This is a genomic window from Nonomuraea sp. NPDC052129 (assembly GCF_040680095.1).
In the GTDB taxonomy this organism is placed as follows: Bacteria; Actinomycetota; Actinomycetes; order Streptosporangiales; family Streptosporangiaceae; genus Nonomuraea.
In genome coordinates, this window is the sequence record NZ_JBFAVX010000028.1 from 124,985 (window position 1) to 142,576 (window position 17,592).

The window sequence follows — 17,592 nt, forward strand, 5'->3', positions numbered from 1 at the left end:
CGGCGCTTCAGGATGCGGAAGATATTCTCACAGCGCGTTTGGTGCGGCGGGAGGTCTGCTGGTGAGCGTGGTGGCCGAGGACGTGAGATTCGGTGTTCTCGGGCCGCTCCGGGCCGAGGTCGGCGGTCGCCCGGCAGGGCTTGGCGGACCTCGCCAGCGGGCCGTGCTGGCGCTGCTGCTGATCGCGCGGGGCAGGAGCGTCTCGGCGGAGCGGATCCTGACCGAAGTGTGGGAGGGTTCGCGACCTCCCTCCCTGACGACACTTCATGGATATGTCGCCGATCTGCGCAGGACGCTGGAGCCGGAAAGAGCGCCCGGCGCCCCGGCCCGGTTGCTGGTGCGCGAGGGGCCCGGATACGCCCTTCGGGCGGTACCCGCCGCGGTTGACGCCGAGCGCTTCACCGATCTGGCCGCTCGTGGCCGGCGCGCGTTGGACGGCGGCGAGCCGAGACTCGCCGCGGACGTGCTCGGACAGGCGCTCGCGCTGTGGCGGGGCCCGGCCTATGCCGACTTCGGCGGAGCCGCCTTCGCGGTGCCCGACGCGACCCGGCTGGAGGATCTGCGGGCCACCATCCGCGAGGACTGGCTTGCGGCCGTCATCGCGTCGGGGGAGCATGCCGCCGCCGTAGGCGAGCTGGAGGCGGTGATCGCCGAGCAACCACTGCGGGAGCGCGGCTGGGAGCTGCTCGTCCTCGCCTTATACCGGTCTGGACGGCAGGCCGACGCGCTCGCCACCCTTCGAGCGGTACGCAGAAGGCTGGCCGACGAACTGGGCATCGACCCGGGACGCGGCCTGCGCGACCTGGAGGCGGCCGTACTCGCCCAGGACCCGCGGCTGGCCCCGGTGCCGGCTGAGCCCACCCGCATGTCATACCCTTCGGCCGCGGCTCCGGCGCAGCCCTCGGGCAATCTGCCGTTCGCGCTGTCCAGCTTCGTCGGCCGCGGCGGCGACCTCACGGCCGTCGCGTCCCTGCTGGACGGGCACCGGCTGGTCACGCTCACCGGCCCGGGCGGGGTCGGCAAGACCCGCCTGGCCTTGGAGGTCGCACGCGCCCGTACCGACGCCGACGGGCCCTGGCTCGTGGAACTGGCAGGTCTGCACGCACCCGAACTGCTCACCGGGACCATGGCCGCCGCCCTGGGGCTGCCCACCGCGGCGTCCCCCGATCAGCTGGCCGGGATGATCGCCGACCGTGACATGCTGATCGTCCTGGACAACTGCGAGCATCTGCTGGTCCCCGCCGCCATGCTGGTCCACACCCTGCTGACCCGCTGCGGCACCGTACGGATGCTGTGCACCAGCCGCGAACCCCTGGGCATCTCGGGTGAGACGGTCTACGAAGTACCGCCGCTGGATGCCGCCACGGAGGCAGCGGACCTGTTCCTGCGCCGTGCGGCAGCCGTCTCGCCCGGCTGGGCGGCCGAGCCGGGCGACAGGGAAAGGATCGCCGCCCTGTGCGTACGGCTCGACGGCATCCCGCTGGCCATCGAACTCGCCGCCGCGCAGAGCCGGGCGCTGTCCGTGGCCCAGATAGCCGATGCCGTAGCGGACCGCTTCACCTTGCTGGTGGACGGATCAGCCGGACGGCCGGACCGTCATCGCACGCTACTGGACACGGTCGCCTGGAGCGATCAGCTGCTGCAGCCGGCCGAACGCCGGCTCTTCCATCGGCTCGGCGTGTTCGAAGCCGGCTTCGACCTGGAGGCGGCCGCCGCTGTGGGAGGAGTCGATCCCGTCCTGGCGCCGCTGCTGGCGTTGGTCCGCAAATCGCTGGTCACCGCGGAAACCGGCACGGCACCACGCCGCTACCGGATGCTGGAGACCTTGCGCCAGTACGCCCTGGCCTCGCTCTCCACCGACGAGCTGGCCCGGGCGCGGGAACGCCACCGCGCCTGGGCCCTGGCCCGGGCCGAGAACGCCGAACGTCATCTCCGCGGCCCGCAGGGAGCGGCGTTGCTGAACGGGCTGAGCCGCGATCAGGCGGAGTTCCGGGCCGCGTTCGCCTCGTCACTGGCAGCAGGTGACGGCGAGTACGCGCTACGGCTGGGCGGCGCGCTGTTCTGGTTCTGGTTCCGCATGGGTCATGTCGCGGAGGGTCTGGCCTGGCTGTCCGAGGCGTTCGCGGCGGCCCCGCAGGCCGGCGCGGATGTCCGGGCGCGTGCCCGGTTCGCGGTCGTGGGACTGCACTACCTGGCCGGACAGCCGCCACAGGCGTACCAGGCGGCCCGTTCGGCGATGGAGGAGGCCCGTCAGGCAGGCGACCCGGTGACGGAGGCGCTCGCGACCGCGTACGCCGCCTACCTGGGGCTGCTGACCGGGGCGGCGCTCGACGCCGAGGCTCTCGCCCGCGAGGCCGTCGAGGTGGCCCGGCGCTGCGGCCTGGACTGGCTGGAGGCAGAAACGCTCATGATCCAGGGCATGGTCCTGCGGCTGCTGGGGGATCTGCCGGGCGCCGACAGCGTCTTCCATAAGGCCATCGGCGCCGCTCGCGCCAGTGGCCACGACTGGGCGGCGGACGGGGCAGCCTGGTGCGAGATGAAAACGGCCTCGGACCGCGGGGACGGCGCTCGGGCGCTGGCCATCGCGGCGGACATCCTGGCCACGATGGATCGTTACGGAGACATCTCCTTCTGGCTGGTGACGGTGCACAGCGCGGCCCGCGCCCTCGCGCTGACCGGGCAGGCCGAGCACGCGGCCGTGCTCATGGGGGCCGTGGAGGCCATCGGCAAGCGAGCCGGCGTCTCCCCGGAGCTGATGGATCCGCTGGACGGGCCGCGCGAGGCCGCCGCCGTACGCGGGGCACTTCCGCCGGAGGAGTACGAACGTCATGCGGCCCACGGGCGCGCGATGTCCCGGCGGGATGCGAGCGCCCTGCTCACCTCGTTGATCCGCTGATCGGGCCTTCCACGCCTTGAGGCTTGGAAGCCTTGGAAGTCGCTGGGAAAGCCGGTTCCCACCGGCCTCGAAGCGGGCCGGCCCACTCTCGTTGTTGTGAACGCGGCGCCGCCTGGTCCGGGCGGCCGGACAACGAGGTGAATCATGATCAAGCGGATGATCCATACCGGACACGCCGTCGTCGCGGGAGCGGGGATCGGCGGGCTCCTGGCGGCCCGGGTGCTGCGCGAGACGTTCGACCGGGTCACGGTGATCGACCGCGATGCATTGCCCGCCCAGGGTGTCCCCCGGCGGGGTGTGCCACAGGGGCATCACGCGCACGGGTTGCTGTCCCGGGGCTGCGAGATCCTCGAGGAGCTGTTCCCCGGGCTGACCGCGGACCTGGTCGCCGCGGGCGCCACCGCCTGCGACATCCAGGACGACGTCCGCTGGTACAACGACGGCCGGCTGCTGCACCCCGCGCCTTCGCGGCTGCGCGGCCTGACGGTGAGCCGGCCGGAACTCGAACGGTACCTGCGGTCCCGCGTCGCGGATCTTCCCGGCGTGGTGATCCACGAACGCTGCGAGGTGGTCGAGCCGATCGCCGGCGGGGACGGCGCGGTCACCGGAGTACGTCTGCAGCGTTCGGGGCACCGGCCCGAGGACATGGCGGCCGATCTCGTGGTGAACGCCGTGGGCCGGGGAAACCGGGGCGCGGAGTGGCTACGCCGGCTGGGATACGAGCCCGCGCCGGAGGAACGTGTCGACTCCGGGCTGCAGTACGTCTCGCGTGAGTACCGCCGGCGGCCGGGCGACGCCGACTTCATCGCCATGGTGGTGGGGCACAGCGCGTCGGTACCCAGAGGCGGCGTCGCACTCAGCGGCGAGGGAGACCGCTGGCTCGTCACCCTGTTCGGCATGGGCGACGACGTCCCACCCGTCGACCCGGACGGGTACCACGGGTTCGCCGCCCGGCTTCCGGTCCCGGACCTGCACCGCCTTCTGGAGCGCCTGGAACCCCTGGGGGAGCCGCGGCGGATGCGCATTCCCGTGAGCATCCGGCGCCGCTACGAACGGATGGGCCGTTTCCCCGAGGGCTATGTGGTGTTCGGCGACGCCTTGTGCCAGTTCAATCCCAGCTACGGGCAGGGCATGACGGTGGCCGCCTGCGAGGCCGTCGCCCTGCGTGAGTGCTTGGCGGACGGCCGGCGCGACGGCCTGGCCCGCCGCTTCTTCGAGCGGGCGGCGCGGATCATCGACGTGCCCTGGGACCTGTCGGTCGGTGGTGATCTGCGGTTCCCGTCCGTCGAAGCGCCACGCCCGCTGCGCGTGAAGCTGCTCAACCGCTACATCGCCCGCCTCCACGTGGCCGCGGAAGCGGACCCGGCGGTCGGGCACGCCTTCCTGAGCGTCGCCAACCTGCAGGCCCCTCCACAGCTCCTGTTGTCGCCCGGCGTCCTGGCCCGTGTGCTCCGGCCGCGTCCTGGCGGCGGCCCGGCCCACCTCCGACTTCCGGCCCGGGAGCAGATCCCGGCCGGTCAATGACGTCGCGGCTCATCCTGAGCCTCGGCATCCGAAACCCGAAAGGACATCATCATGTTCAAGAACATCACTGCGGGCATCGTCCTGGCGACCGCCGTGGCCGGTGGGCTGACGGCCATCGCGGCTCCGGCCTCGGCGGCGACGGCCGGCGCGGGCAACGCGGTCTGGGTCGAGCCCGGCGCCACCAGATCTTTCCTGGTCATGTGCCCTTCGTACGCCCCCACGATGCTGACCGGCACGATCAAGATCACCGCCGCCACCGGAGTGTCGGTCTCGACCAGCCTGGACACGGACTCCGACGCCTTCAGCCGCGACATGCTCACGGTGACGGCCACGAACGGAGACGCCGTCCGCCGGTACGTCTCGGTCACGGCCACCTGCTCGAGCTGACCGTCTCCACAGCCGCACCAGGCACCTGTTCCCGCCCCTTCCTGGGCCGCAGCCCTTCGATTACTCTCGCAGGAGATCTTCATAAAGTGCGAGAGGGAGGCCGATGGGTGGGGTCGCTCCCGATATTGTGCGGTTCGGGGTGCTCGGTCCTCTCCGGGCCGAGCTGGCGGGACGGCCGGTCGGCCTGGGGGGTCTGCGGCAGCGGGCAATCCTTGCGATCCTGCTGATCGCCGGGGGCAGGATGGTCTCCGCCGAGCGGATCACGTCCCAGGCGTGGGAAGGCTCGCCACCCTCCTCACCGACGACCCTCCACGCATACATCTCCCAGCTGCGCCGGGCCCTGGAGCCGGAACGCCCGGCCGGCGCTCTGCCCCGGCTGCTGGTCCGTGAGGGGACGGGGTACGCGCTACGGACGGATCCGTCCGCGGTGGACGCCGAGCGCTTCGCCGAGCTCGCCATGGCGGGGCGGCGGGTTTTGGACGGCGGCAGACCGGGCCCCGCCGTGGAAGTGCTCACCGAGGCGCTGGAGCTGTGGCGTGGTCCCGCCTACGCGGACTTCGACGGGGCCGGTTTCGCCTTCACGGAAGCGGCCCGGCTGGAGGACCTGCGTGCGGCGGCGTACGAGGACCGGCTGGCCGCCACCATCGACCTGGGCAGGCACGCCGCGGCGGTCGGCGAGCTGGAGGCCCTGGTGGCCGAGCAACCGCTGCGCGAACGCGGCTGGGAGCTGCTCGTCCTCGCCCTGTACCGGTCCGGGCGGCAGGTTGACGCGATCGCGGCGCTGCGCACGGCACGGCGACGGCTCGCTGACGAGCTGGGCATCGACCCCGGACCCGCGTTATGCGACCTGGAATCCGCGGTGCTCGCCCAGGACCCCCGGCTCGACCCGCCGCCCGCCCGCTCCGCCGGCGGCGCCACTCCCGTCGTTTCTGACAACCGTCCGGCGACGGCGCCCGTCGGTAACCTGCCGTTCGCTTTGACCAGCCTGCTCGGACGTACGGACGACATCGCCGCCGTGGAGCATCTGCTGACCGAGTACCGGCTGGTCACCCTCACCGGCCCGGGCGGGGTGGGCAAGACCCGCCTCGCGCTGGAGACGGCCAGAGCCCGTACCGACAGCACCGACGGGTCGTGGCTGGTCGAACTGGCCGGCCTCACCTCACCCGAGCTGCTGCCCGCCACGATCGGCACCGCCGTCGGCATCCCCGGGGCATCCTCGGCCGAAGACCTGTCGGCCGTGCTCGCCGGACGGCGACTGCTGCTGGTCCTCGACAACTGCGAACACCTGCTGGACGAGGTCACCACCCTGACTGGTGTGCTGCTGAGCCGCTGCGGCGGCCTGCGGGTGCTGTCCACCAGCCGCGAAGCGCTGGGCGTCGAGGGCGAGGCGGTCTACGAGGTACGGCCGCTCGACCCTGACGGCGATGGCGCCGAACTCTTCCGGGAACGGGCTGCCGCGCTATCCACGTGGTCCCCCGACGTGGACGACCTCGACCGGATCCCCGGGCTCTGCGCCGGCCTCGACGGCATTCCGCTCGCCATCGAACTGGCCGCCGCGCAATGCCGGATGCTCTCCATCGGCCAGATCGCCGACGCCTTGGAAAACCGCTTCAGCGTCCTGGTCGGCGGCCCTCTCGACCTGCCCGCCCGGCATCGCGCGCTGGAGTCCACGATCGCCTGGAGCCACCGGCTGCTCGAACCCGAGGAACGGCGGCTCTTCCACCGGCTGAGCGTGTTCGCCGCCGGGTTCGACCTCGACGCCGCGGGCGTGGTCGGAGGCCAGACTCCCGTGCTGCCTCCTTTGTCGGCCCTGGTCCGCAAGTCGCTGGTCGGTGTCGAGCCCGGGACCGCTCCACGCCGCTACCGGCTGCTGGAGACGCTGCGTCAGTACGCGCTGCGCGAACTCGACCTGGACGACCTCGCGCGGACCCAGCAACGGCACCGCGCCTGGGTCCTGGCCCAGGCGGAGAGCGCCGAGCGCAGGCTCCACGGCCCTCAGGCTGTCGTGCTGCTGGGCCGGCTGACCCGGGAGCAGCCGGAGTTCCGCGCCGCCTTCGCTTCCGCGCTGGCCGCCGGTGATGGCGACTACGCGCTGCGATTAGGCGGAGCCCTGTACTGGTTCTGGTACCGCATGGGCCACATCGCCGAAGGCCTGTCCTGGATGTCGAAGGCTTTCGCCGCGGCGCCGCACGCCGAGCCGGCGGTCCGGGGGAGGGCCCGGCTCGCCGTCAGCGGGCTCAGCTACCTGGCCGGGAATCCGGCGCAGGCGTACGAGTCCGTCGTGCTGGCGGAGCAGGAGGCACGGGAGGCCGGTGACCTGGTGGTCGAGGCTTCCGCACGGGTCTACCAGACGCACTTCGGCGTACTCGCCGGACTACCCGTCGACGCTCCGGCGCTCGCCCGCAGCGCGGTCGAACTCGCCCGGCGGGCCGGCGAGGACTGGCTGGTGGCCGAGGCGCTGATGGTTCAGGGCACGCTCGCCCGCGTTCTAGGAGATCTTCCGACCGCTGCCGCGATCCTGGCCGAAGCCATCACGACCGCCGACTCCTGCGGCCACGACTGGGCGGCCGGCTCTGCCGCGTGGGCCGCCATGAAGACCGCGTGCGATCGTGGCGACGGCCGGCGTGCTCTGGAGATCGCCGCCGGCATTCTGACCGCGCTCGACCGTCACCAGGACGTCACCTCCAGGCTTGTACTCATCCACACCGCCGCCCACGCACTCGTACTGACCGGACAGGCCGAGCAGGCAGCCGTGCTGATGGGCGGCGTGGAGGCGGTCGGCCGCCGGGTGGGCTTCTCCCCCGAGCTGATGGACCCGATGGATGGCCCCCGCGAGGCCGCCGCCGTACGCGAAGCCCTCCCGCAGGACGAGTACGAACGCCTGACGGCCCGGGGACGCGAACTGTCCCTGGCGAATCTGACCACCCTCCTGGTGAGCCTGCTCACGATCCGCTCATAGGTGGGCCGGCGGCATATCCAGCCGCCGCGGGACTGAGAGCTGAGAGCCACCCCGCGGGTCAGGGCAACTGCGCCGGCAGGCCGCGCGGGTTGACCTTCGCGATGATCAGCGCCGGGGCCCTGGATGTCTTCACGGTGGCGAGCGCCTGGTCGAGCTCCGCCGCAGTGTCGACGGAGTGGGTGGACCGGACGCCGAGGCCGTTGGCCAGCTTGACGAAGTCCCATTGGTTGAGCAGGACGTAGGGCTTCGGCGGCACGCTGGGATCGCTGAAGTAGTGCGCGTCGATGAGGTACTGCTCCAGGCCATAGATGCCGTTGTCGATGACCACGACGACGGGGTTGCGGCCGTAGCGCGCGAACGTGGACAGTGCCTGGGCGGTCATGTGGAAGCCGCCGTCCCCGCAGATGACCAGAGGGCGCCGGCTCGACCCGAAGGACGCGCCGACCGCGGCGGCCACGGAATGGCCGATGGAGGCCCACACAGCGCCGCACAGGAACCCGTCGCGGCCCTTGACCGGCAGGTTCGCGGCTGAGGCGCCGCCGAGGAAGGTGTCGGGGATCACGAGCCATGAGGTGTCCAGGGCGGCGCCGATGCGGTCGAACACCTGGCCGTAGGTCAGCGGGCCCGAGGCGGCGGGCGGGGCCGGGTCAACGGCCACGGGCAGGGGCTCCGGCGCCTCCTTGGCCGCCTCGGCCACGAGTGCGCTCACCAGGGCGGTGATCTCCGCGTTCTGCTTGCTCCCGTTCTTGATCTTCACCTTGCCGTCGTAGGCGATGACGATGCGGTTGGTGCCGTCGCGGACGAACGAGGCGTAGCTGCTGGGGAAGACGCAGCCGAGCATCACGATGAGGTCGGCCTCCTGGACGGCGGCGGGCTGGGAGTTCGGCGGGGCGAAGACCCCGGCCCAGCCGTCTTCCTGCTCGGAAAGCACCGACTTGGCCGGCACCTGGGTCACCCACAAGACACCGAGCTTGGCGATCAGCTCGGCCACCTTGTCAGCCAGCCCGTAGCGCTGGATCTCGGTGCCCACCATGAGCACCGGCTTCGCGGCGGCGCGGATGAGGCCGACGATCGTGGTGGCGAGCTGCTGCTCGGTGCCCGCCGCCGGGTTGGTGACGGACAGTGTCCCGGCGGGGGGCGTACAGGGCGCCGTCCAGATGGTCCGGTCGATCTCGATGTAGACGGGCCGCTTCCTCCTGATCGCCGTCGAGATCGCGTGGTCGACCAGCGCGGGCACGTCGGTGGCCCGCTCGGCGCGGGCCGCACTCGCGGTGACCAGCCGATAGGCGTTGAGGTCCCCGTCCGGCTGGCCGGTCGAGTGTGAGAACAGGACGTCGAAGTCCTTCAGGTTGGCCAGGTTGGCGGCGTTCGGGCCGCCGTTCAGGACGACGACCGGACTGCGCTCGACGTACGCGCCGGCGATGGCGTTGATCATGCTGAGCATGCCGACACCGTTGGCCACCGCGACGGCGCCGAGCCCCTTCGTCCGCGCGTAGCCGTCGGCCGCGTAACCCGCTTCGAGGTCGGTGGCGGTCACGACCGGCTCGATGTTGTGCGCGCCCACGGCGTCGAACAGCGGTGCACAGTACGTGGCGGGCACGCCGAACAGAGTGTCGACCTGCTGCTGGCTGAGCCGCTTGAGGATGTAGTCGGCAACGGTGAAGGGCACGATGACGCTCCTGGAAACGCCCGCCGTACGGCAGCTCGGTCGGATAGGGGCAGGCGCGGATCGTCCGGCCGCTTGGGGTGCTTACCCAGAGTAGTGGAGCGAACACGTGGGTAGGCATACCGCACAGGGCAGTACTCATCGGAGGTCGGAAATGCTGCTGGACGAGCGTGGCGTGAGCACCCTCCCTAACTTGCCCACCCCGGATTTCACCTTCGATCCTCATCAACCGGGCGCGTGCGTCGCAGGTCTGAGGCCCTACCGCAAAGGGTCCTACCGGCTCGACAAGGAGGTGCTGGGAGACAAGTTCGTCGTCCACAACTATGGCCATGGCGGCGGAGGCATCACGCTGAGCTGGGGCTGTGCCGCCAAGGTGCGCGACATGGTGCTCCGGCGCCAGACCGAGACCGGGACGGTAGAAAGGGAGGTCGCGGTGCTCGGCGCCGGCGTCATGGGGATGACCGCCGCCACGCTGCTGCTCGACCTCGGCCTCAACGTCACCATCTACTCCGACCGCAAGCCGGTCGACACCACGTCGTACAAGGCCGGCGGCCAATGGGCCGTGTCCATCTTGGAGTATTCCAAGGAATTCACGAAGGTCCAGGAGCTCCAATACATCATCAGAACCGCCTACACGATGTTCAAGGCCTGCATCGGCAAGGGCTTCGGCGTCTCCGAGTGTGACAACTACAGCGTCAACGCCACCTCAGGTATCGAGGTGGTGCACGACCTCGTGCCAGGGCTGTTGCCGCAGCGCGAATACCTGCAGCGTCTGCCGTTCGAGGGGCACAACACATCCGGATACAGGTACCGGACGTTGCTCGTCGAACCGCCCATCTTCATACCCAGGTTGGAACGCGACCTGAGGGCGCGCGGCATCACGTTCGTGAATCGGAGATTCATCAACAGCGCGGACGTGCTCACGTCCTTGACGCAGAAGGTGATCATCAACTGCACCGGGCTCGGCGCGAAGGAGCTGTGGAACGACTCCGAAATGCTCTCACTCAGAGGACAGCTCGCGATGTTGCGGCCGCAGGTCAACCTTGAATACCTGTATGGCCAGAACGGGTACCTGTTCCCGCGCAACGACCACGTCGTCATCGGGGGCACCGTCGAGGATACCGATGAAGAGGTGTTCGATCCGGAGAGGTGCAGGGGACTGGTGCGGTATATGGCTGGAGCGTTCGGCCAGCTACCGGCGGTGCCGATGCCGGACTTCCACATCCACCACCCGCGCAACGAGCGCCTGGTCGATCCGAGGTTGTCGATCTCCACCTGACCCAGAGCGGTGGACGTGGTCGGGGTGGACTGTCACCGTCGCCGGCGTGTCCGCACCTGCGGGATCAGGTCCTGCTTCGACGGTTCCGGGTGTTCGACGCGGGTGGGGTCGCCGCGTACGAGCTCATCGTGGATACGCCACCGGGCGGCGGTGACGGCGCGCTCCGCCGCCTCGTCGCCATGCTCTATGCGCTCCCGCAGCAGCCGTATGGCGATCCGGCGATTGAGGCTGAACTGCCGCTCGGTGTCGACCACGACGACGATCCCCGTGGGCCGGTGGGTCGCTCGTACGGCCGTGCTGGCCTTGTTGCGATGTTGACCGCCGGGGCCGCCGGTGCGGCAGGCGACGATGTCGACGTCTTCTTCCGCGAACGTCGTGCGCGGGGCGTCGACCTGGCACGGTTGGGAGATGACGTACCAGTTCTTCCGGCCGGTGTTTACCCGGTACGGGCTGGGCGCCTGCCAGCACAGAGTTCCGGACCATGAGGCGGCGAACGCCTCGGAGTCGTCTCCTGCGATCCGGATGAGAACCGATCGATAGGTGCCGGGCCGGTCACCGGGAACAGTATGGGCCCGGTGGATCTCCAGATTCTGCCGGGCGGCGTCGGCTTCCAGGCGGTGCAGCAGCCGGGCCAGCGCCCAGGCACACTCCTGCGGGCCGCGCCCGGCCGACAGAAGCAGGTGGACGCTCACTGTCAGATGGTCGCTCACCGCCGCCCCCGCTTGCGGCGCTGCTCCCGGCCGGCCCTCTGGGGCGCCGACCCGAGGTCGGGCGTCTTGTAGGTGACCAGAGGGATCGTGGTGGCCACGGGCGTGGCCAGGTCATGCTCGACGAGGTCGGCGATCACTTGCTCGATGCGCTTGTACGCCGTCGGCGCCTCCTCGAAGAGCAACTGGCGGTCGCCGCACACCACCAGCGATCCCACCGGTGTGCGACGCAGTTCTTCGACCGTGTGCTTGGCCCGCCCGCGCCGCAGGGCGTCGGCACGGGACATCTTGCGGCCCGCGCCGTGCGCCACGGAATGGCCGGCGTCCGGCCCGGCGTGGGCGGCCACGAGGTAGGAAGGGGTGCCTCGCGTACCGGCGATGAGCACGTCGCGGCCGTCACCCGGCGCTGCTCCCTTGCGGTGCAGGTAGATCCCGTCGCGGATTTCGACCAGGTTGTGGCACTGGTCGATGATCGGCTCGGTGGGCTCGGCCCCCAGGGCATGGGCGACCCGGGCGGCCAGCAGCCGCCGGTTGAGTGATCCCCAGCGTACGGCGTCGTCATGCATTGCCAGGTAGGCATCGGGATCAGGGGCGGGGCCCGCGCCGTGGACCTCGGTGTGCGCGCGCAGGATCCGTTCGCCCAGCCCTCGGGAACCGCTGTGGACGATGAGAACCAGGTCATCGGTGGCGAGTCCGAGCCGGCTCGCGTGGTCCGGCTCGAAGACGGTCCCGATTCGCGCCAGCTCGACGAAGTGGTTACCTCGGCCGACCGTCCCGAGACCCTCGACGTGACCGGCGGGAATATCACCCTTTACAACGGCCCAGGCCGGGTCGTCGACATCCCGCTCAGGGTCGAGCGCGCGATCGAGGTCGGGGAACCGGGCGGCGAGCTTCTCGGGTACGGCGCGCTTGAGCTTGACGGGGAACACGGCGATGCCGCAACCGATGTCGGAGCCCACCAGGAACGGGTACAGGATTGTCGACGCCATGGCGGCGCCGATGGGGGCGCCCTTGCCGGGGTGCAGGTCTGGCATGGCGGCGACGTGCATCATGCCGTCGAGGGCGGCCACCTGGTGGCATTGCGCGACGGCATCGGACTCGATCCAGCTGGTGGGGGAGGCGAACACGGTGACGCCGGCCGACCTCGTGGCCGGGGTGGACGGCAGCTGGGAGTGTTGCTGAGACAAAGACGCTCTCTTCGCTGAACAGGGGATGGGCGGGCGGCATCACGGCGCGAGTCGGCGCCGTGGCATCTCGGATTTGTGGGGTGCTGTCCGTCAGAGCCTCATGGACACCACATTCCCCTGAGCCCGCCAAGCGGGGCAAACGGTTTTCGGCCTTACGGGCTTGTATGTCTGCTAGACAACGACGGGCGGGTGCGCTGGTCTGGGCGGAGAGCGCGGCGCGGCGCAAGGGGGCGGGCGTTCCCGACGAGGTGGACATCGCCACCACTCCGGCCCTCACCCGCCTGGTCTTCCAGCGGCAATACCCCGGGGGGTATCTGTCAAGTCGCCGAGATCAGACGCCGGCCTGCGGGTGGCGCCGCAAGACTGCCAGGGCGATCAGCGCCGCCGGGCTGGCCAGGGCGAAGCCGACGGCCATCCCGCCGGTGAGTCCGGCCAGTTCCTGAAGCCACCCAAGGGCCACGTACAGCACGCCTGCCAGGGCAGCCGACACGCCGAGGACCATGCCCGCCGCGCTCGCCGGCGCGCCCGGTTCGAGGTCTTGGGCGATCACCACGGTGATCGGGCTGCCCACGTACAGGAGGGCGCCCGCCAGGATGGCGGCGGTGAAGTACGGCACCCCGCCCGGCTCGAGTGCCAGGGTCGCGAGCAGTGGTACGGATGCCGCGCCCAGCGAGCCCACCAGTACCGTCCGGCGGCCGAAACGTGGCGCGAGCACCCCGCCGAGCAGCGAACCCAGTCCGGCGGCCAGGGAGAACGCGGCCAGCGTGAGCCCGCCGATAGGCCCGCGCAGCAGCCGTGGCTGGAAGAGCGCCCGCAGCGGTCTGCGGCCGTGCGGTTCCCAGTCGGGCAGCAGCGCGTAGACCAGTACGGCGAGCATGATGCCAGGTGCCATCAGCCAGGGGGTGGTATCGAGGCCGAAGGCGGCTACGACGGCGAGGATCAGCACTGGCCCGAGAGCGAATGTGGCTGGGTGACCGATGACGAGATCGAGTAGACGGCCACGAGCAGGGCGAGCAGTGTCGGCCCCAGCTCGAATCGTGCCTGCAACGTCGGCAGCAAGGCCCCGAGCATCGCGGTGATCGCGTCGTTGACGAAGTGGATGGTGGCGAGGAAGAGGGCGAGCGATGTCCCGCCGAGGACGCCTGGCTTGCGGATTACGTGTGGCATGTCGAGCTCCTTCGTGTTGTTGCCAGGAATACCCTAGGGGGGTATGGTGTTGCCACGAGCAGCGACCTGAGGAGGGGTGAACATGGCGGGATACAGCACAAGCAAGCAGGACCACGCGATGCGGCTGCGTCGCGTGGAAGGGCAGATCCGGGGCCTGCAGCGCATGGTCGAGGACGACAAATACTGCATCGACATCCTGACCCAGGTGTCCGCGGCGACCAGCGCGCTGAAGTCGTTCTCACTGTCGCTGCTCGAGGAGCACCTGGCCCACTGCGTCGCCGAGGCCACGCTCAAGGGTGGGCCTGAGGCCGACGCGAAGGTCAAAGAGGCCACCAACGCCATTACGCGACTTGTTCGTTCCTGACTCACGGATTGAAGGAGAGATCGACATGAGCACTGCCACATACACCGTCAAGGGCATGACCTGCGGCCACTGCGTGAGCTCGGTCAAGGAAGAGGTCGGCGAAGTGGCCGGTGTCACCAATATCGAGGTGGACCTGGCGACCGGCCTGCTGACCGTGGACAGCGATGGCCCCATCGACGCGGCGAAGATCGTTGCCGCTGTTGAAGAGGCCGGTTACGAAGTGGCGAACCAGTGAACACCGCAGCCAAGCTCGGCTCGTACGTCGTGGGGTTGGCCGTCGTCTTCGGCGGCGCCCTGGGCGTGGGAAAGGCCGTAGGACCGGTCGGGACACCCCCGGCCAAGGACCACTCCGCCATGGCCATGCCAACGGCGAGCGCGAGTGCGGGACACGGAGGGCACGCCACCGAACAGGCACAGGTGAAGGACGATACCCCTGGGGGGCTCCAAGTGTCCGAGAACGGCTACACCCTCAACCCGCTCACCGCGATGATCAAGCCCGATGAGCCCACCGACTTCCGCTTCACCGTGACCGGCGCCGACGGCAAGCCGGTCACCGACTACAAGGTCGAGCACGACAAGAAGCTGCATTTCATCGTCGTGTCCCGTGACCTGAAGACCTTCCAGCACCTGCACCCCGAGATGGCGCCCGACGGCATCTGGTCGGTCAAGCTGACGCTCCCGACGGCCGGACCGTACCGGGCCTTCGCCGACTTCGCCCCGACCGGCGGCAGCGCCCTGACCTTGGGAGCCGACCTGTCCGTGGCCGGCGACTACCAGCCTGAGGCGCTCCCCGGCGAAAGCCGTACGGCGACGGTCGACGGCTACGAAGTCACCCTCGACGGCGCGCTGACGCCCGGACAGTCCAGCAAGCTGACCCTCAAGGTGAGCAAGGACGGCAAGCCCGTCACCGACCTCCAGCCGTACCTCGGCGCCTACGGCCACCTGGTCGCCCTGCGCGCCAGGGACCTGGCCTACCTGCACGTCCACCCGGACGGCGCGCCCGGCGACGGCAAGACCCAGCCGGGGCCCGAGATCACCTTCTACGCCGAGGTGCCCAGCACCGGCGACTACCGCCTCTTCCTCGATTTTCAGCACGAGGGCGAGGTCCGTACGGCCGACTTCACCCTGAGCGCGGGTGAGCGGCCGCAGGTCCCGGCATCCGAGCCCACGCCGGCCCCGACCGGGCACGGCGACGATGGCCACTGACCGAGAGAAGGGAGAACGGTGATGTCCCAGATCACCGAGGACCGGCAGAACGCGGTTGAACTCTCGATCGGCGGCATGACCTGCGCGTCGTGCGCGAACCGCATCGAGCGCAAGCTGAACAAAATGGACGGCGTGACCGCGACGGTCAACTACGCCACTGAGAAGGCGAAGGTCACCTTCCCCGAAGACGTCGACCCGCAGCAGCTCATCGCGGAGGTGGAGAAGGCCGGCTACTCGGCCGCGCTGCCCGCCCCACCCAAGGCTGAGGCGGGCGAGCAGGAGCCGCAGGACGAGCTCCAGCCGCTGCGCAGCCGCCTCATCACCTCCGTGGTGCTGTCGGTGCCGGTGGTGGCCATGGCGATGATCCCGCCGTTGCAGTTCACCAACTGGCAGTGGTTGTCGCTGGTGCTGGCCGCCCCCGTGGTGGCGTACGCGGGCTGGCCCTTCCACAAGGCCGCCTGGACCAACCTGCGGCACGGCGCGGCCACCATGGACACGCTGATCTCGGTCGGCACCATCGCCGCGCTGGCCTGGTCGCTGTGGGCGCTGTTCTTCGGTACGGCGGGCACGCCGGGCATGACGCACCCGTTCGCGTTCACCATCGAACGCACCGACGGCTCGGGCAACATCTACCTGGAGACGGCCGCGGCGGTGACGGCGTTCATCCTGGCCGGCCGCTACTTCGAGGCCCGCTCCAAGCGGCGCGCCGGTGCCGCGCTGCGTGCCCTGCTGGAGCTGGGCGCCAAGGACGTGGAGCTGGCCGACGGCCGCCGCGTCCCGGTCGAGCAACTCAAGGTGGGGGACCGGTTCATCGTCCGGCCCGGCGAAAAGATCGCCACCGACGGCGTGGTCGAAGAGGGCACCTCCGCGGTGGACGCCTCGATGCTCACCGGCGAGTCCGTGCCGGTCGAGGTCGGGGTGGGCGACGCCGTCACCGGTGCCACGGTGAACGCGGGCGGACGGCTGGTCGTCCGCACCACCCGGGTCGGCTCCGACACCCAGCTGTCCCAGATGGCCAAGCTGGTGGAGGACGCGCAGACCGGCAAGGCGCAGGTGCAACGCCTGGCCGACCGCATCTCCGGCATCTTCGTGCCCATCGTGATCGCGCTCGCCCTCGGCACGCTCGGCTTCTGGCTCGGCACTGGGGACGGCGTGGGGGCGGCCTTCACCGCCGCGGTGGCGGTTCTGATCATCGCCTGCCCATGCGCGCTCGGCCTGGCCACTCCGACCGCGCTACTGGTCGGCACCGGCCGGGGCGCCCAGCTCGGCATCCTGATCAAGGGCCCGGAAGTGCTCGAGTCCACCCGCAAGATCAACACTGTGGTGCTGGACAAGACCGGCACGGTCACCGAGGGCAAGATGACCTTGACGGCCGTCCACGTGGCCGAGGGGGAGAGCGAGGAGGAGGTGCTACGCCTGGCCGGCGCGCTGGAGTACGCCTCCGAGCACCCCATCGCCCAGGCCATCGCCAAGGGCGCCGCCGCCCGCGTCGGTGATCTGCCGGCGCTCGAGGACTTCGCCAACGTCGAGGGCCTCGGTGTGCAGGGCATCGTGGACGGGCATGCCGTGCTGGTCGGCCGTCCCCGGCTGCTGGCGGAGTGGTCGCAACATCTTCCAGCGGACCTGGAGCGAGACCTGCACGAGGCTCAGGCCGCCGGCCGCACCGCGGTCGCGGTCGGCTGGGACGGCCAGGCCCGCGCCGTGCTCGTGGTGGCCGACGTGGTCAAGCCGACCAGCAAGGAGGCCATCGCCCAGCTTCGCGCCCTCGGCCTCACACCGGTGCTGCTGACCGGCGACAACGAGGCCGTGGCCAAGACAGTGGCCGCCGAGGTGGGCATCGACGAGGTCATCGCCGAGGTTCTGCCCGCCGACAAGGTGGACGTGGTCAAGAAGCTGCAGGCCGAGGGCAAGGTCGTGGCCATGGTGGGCGACGGGGTCAACGACGCCGCCGCCCTAGCCCAGGCCGACCTGGGCCTGGCGATGGGCACCGGCACCGACGCCGCCATCGAGGCCTCCGACCTGACCCTGGTCAGGGGCGATCTGCGGGTGGCGGCCGACGCGCTGCGCCTGTCCCGCCGCACGCTGTCCACCATCAAGGGCAACCTGTTCTGGGCCTTCGCCTACAACGTGGCCGCCCTGCCACTGGCCGCCCTGGGCCTGCTCAACCCGATGATCGCGGGAGCCGCGATGGCGTTCTCCAGCGTCTTCGTGGTCAGCAACAGCCTCCGGCTGCGCCGTTTCAAGTAGCAC

General features: G+C 70.4%; 14 protein-coding genes. 9 read left to right on the forward strand and 5 right to left on the reverse strand.

The genetic code is table 11. The features are described 5' to 3' along the window. Positions 1–61: 61 nt before the first annotated feature. The 4 genes from AB0L53_RS42515 (at position 62) to AB0L53_RS42530 (ending at position 7,766) form a co-directional block, all read left to right on the forward strand. On the forward strand, positions 62–2,896 hold the full coding sequence (locus AB0L53_RS42515) for a BTAD domain-containing putative transcriptional regulator (protein WP_364007178.1): 2,835 nt from the start codon (positions 62–64) through the stop codon (positions 2,894–2,896). Positions 2,897–3,040: 144 nt separating this feature from the next. Further along, positions 3,041–4,420: an FAD-dependent monooxygenase gene (locus tag AB0L53_RS42520; RefSeq protein ID WP_364007181.1), complete on the forward strand. Its 1,380-nt coding sequence runs from the start codon at positions 3,041–3,043 to the stop codon at positions 4,418–4,420. A 51-nt stretch (positions 4,421–4,471) separates the two neighbouring features. After that, on the forward strand, positions 4,472–4,807 hold the full coding sequence (locus AB0L53_RS42525; protein ID WP_364007184.1) for a hypothetical protein: 336 nt from the start codon (positions 4,472–4,474) through the stop codon (positions 4,805–4,807). Between the two features lie 139 nt (positions 4,808–4,946). Further along, positions 4,947–7,766, forward strand: coding sequence for a BTAD domain-containing putative transcriptional regulator (locus AB0L53_RS42530; RefSeq protein WP_364007187.1), 2,820 nt, complete (start codon positions 4,947–4,949; stop codon positions 7,764–7,766). 58 nt (positions 7,767–7,824) lie between these two features. Here the strand turns inward: AB0L53_RS42530 and AB0L53_RS42535 are convergent, their stop codons facing one another. After that, entirely contained in the window at positions 7,825–9,435 is a 1,611-nt protein-coding gene (locus tag AB0L53_RS42535) for a thiamine pyrophosphate-binding protein (RefSeq protein WP_364007190.1), read from the reverse strand. A gap of 151 nt (positions 9,436–9,586) precedes the next feature. Here AB0L53_RS42535 and AB0L53_RS42540 point away from each other — a divergent pair, with 151 nt between their 5' ends. Beyond that, the gene (locus AB0L53_RS42540) at positions 9,587–10,711 is read left to right on the forward strand and encodes an FAD-dependent oxidoreductase (protein ID WP_364007193.1); all 1,125 of its coding nucleotides are present in this window, start codon (positions 9,587–9,589) and stop codon (positions 10,709–10,711) included. 32 nt (positions 10,712–10,743) lie between these two features. Here the strand turns inward: AB0L53_RS42540 and prfH are convergent, their stop codons facing one another. The 4 genes from prfH to AB0L53_RS42560 all read right to left on the reverse strand — a co-directional run bounded on the left by prfH (position 10,744) and on the right by AB0L53_RS42560 (position 13,772). After that, the gene (prfH, locus tag AB0L53_RS42545) at positions 10,744–11,421 is read right to left on the reverse strand and encodes a peptide chain release factor H (RefSeq protein WP_364007196.1); all 678 of its coding nucleotides are present in this window, start codon (positions 11,419–11,421) and stop codon (positions 10,744–10,746) included. Beyond that, the gene (locus AB0L53_RS42550; protein WP_364007199.1) at positions 11,418–12,605 is read right to left on the reverse strand and encodes an RNA ligase RtcB family protein; all 1,188 of its coding nucleotides are present in this window, start codon (positions 12,603–12,605) and stop codon (positions 11,418–11,420) included. Before AB0L53_RS42550 ends, prfH begins: the two co-directional genes overlap by 4 nt. 331 nt (positions 12,606–12,936) lie before the next feature. Then, a complete protein-coding gene (locus tag AB0L53_RS42555; RefSeq protein WP_364007202.1) occupies positions 12,937–13,551 on the reverse strand; it encodes a hypothetical protein in 615 nt (204 codons plus the stop codon). Beyond that, positions 13,545–13,772, reverse strand: a complete 228-nt coding sequence (locus AB0L53_RS42560) for a hypothetical protein (RefSeq protein ID WP_364007205.1) — start codon at positions 13,770–13,772, stop codon at positions 13,545–13,547. Before AB0L53_RS42560 ends, AB0L53_RS42555 begins: the two co-directional genes overlap by 7 nt. Positions 13,773–13,854: 82 nt before the next feature. On the opposite strand from AB0L53_RS42560, the gene AB0L53_RS42565 reads away from it, so the two are divergent. The 4 genes from AB0L53_RS42565 to AB0L53_RS42580 are packed head-to-tail and all read left to right on the forward strand — an operon-like array spanning position 13,855 to position 17,589. Then, positions 13,855–14,136 carry a metal-sensitive transcriptional regulator gene (locus AB0L53_RS42565; RefSeq protein WP_364007208.1) on the forward strand — a complete coding sequence of 94 codons (282 nt, stop codon included), beginning with the start codon at positions 13,855–13,857 and terminating at the stop codon, positions 14,134–14,136. A gap of 25 nt (positions 14,137–14,161) precedes the next feature. After that, positions 14,162–14,371 carry a copper ion binding protein gene (locus AB0L53_RS42570; RefSeq protein ID WP_364007211.1) on the forward strand — a complete coding sequence of 70 codons (210 nt, stop codon included), beginning with the start codon at positions 14,162–14,164 and terminating at the stop codon, positions 14,369–14,371. Further along, positions 14,368–15,342, forward strand: a complete 975-nt coding sequence (locus tag AB0L53_RS42575; RefSeq protein ID WP_364007214.1) for a hypothetical protein — start codon at positions 14,368–14,370, stop codon at positions 15,340–15,342. Before AB0L53_RS42570 ends, AB0L53_RS42575 begins: the two co-directional genes overlap by 4 nt. A gap of 21 nt (positions 15,343–15,363) precedes the next feature. Further along, entirely contained in the window at positions 15,364–17,589 is a 2,226-nt protein-coding gene (locus tag AB0L53_RS42580) for a heavy metal translocating P-type ATPase (protein ID WP_364007216.1), read from the forward strand. The last annotated feature ends 3 nt before the right edge of the window (positions 17,590–17,592 follow it).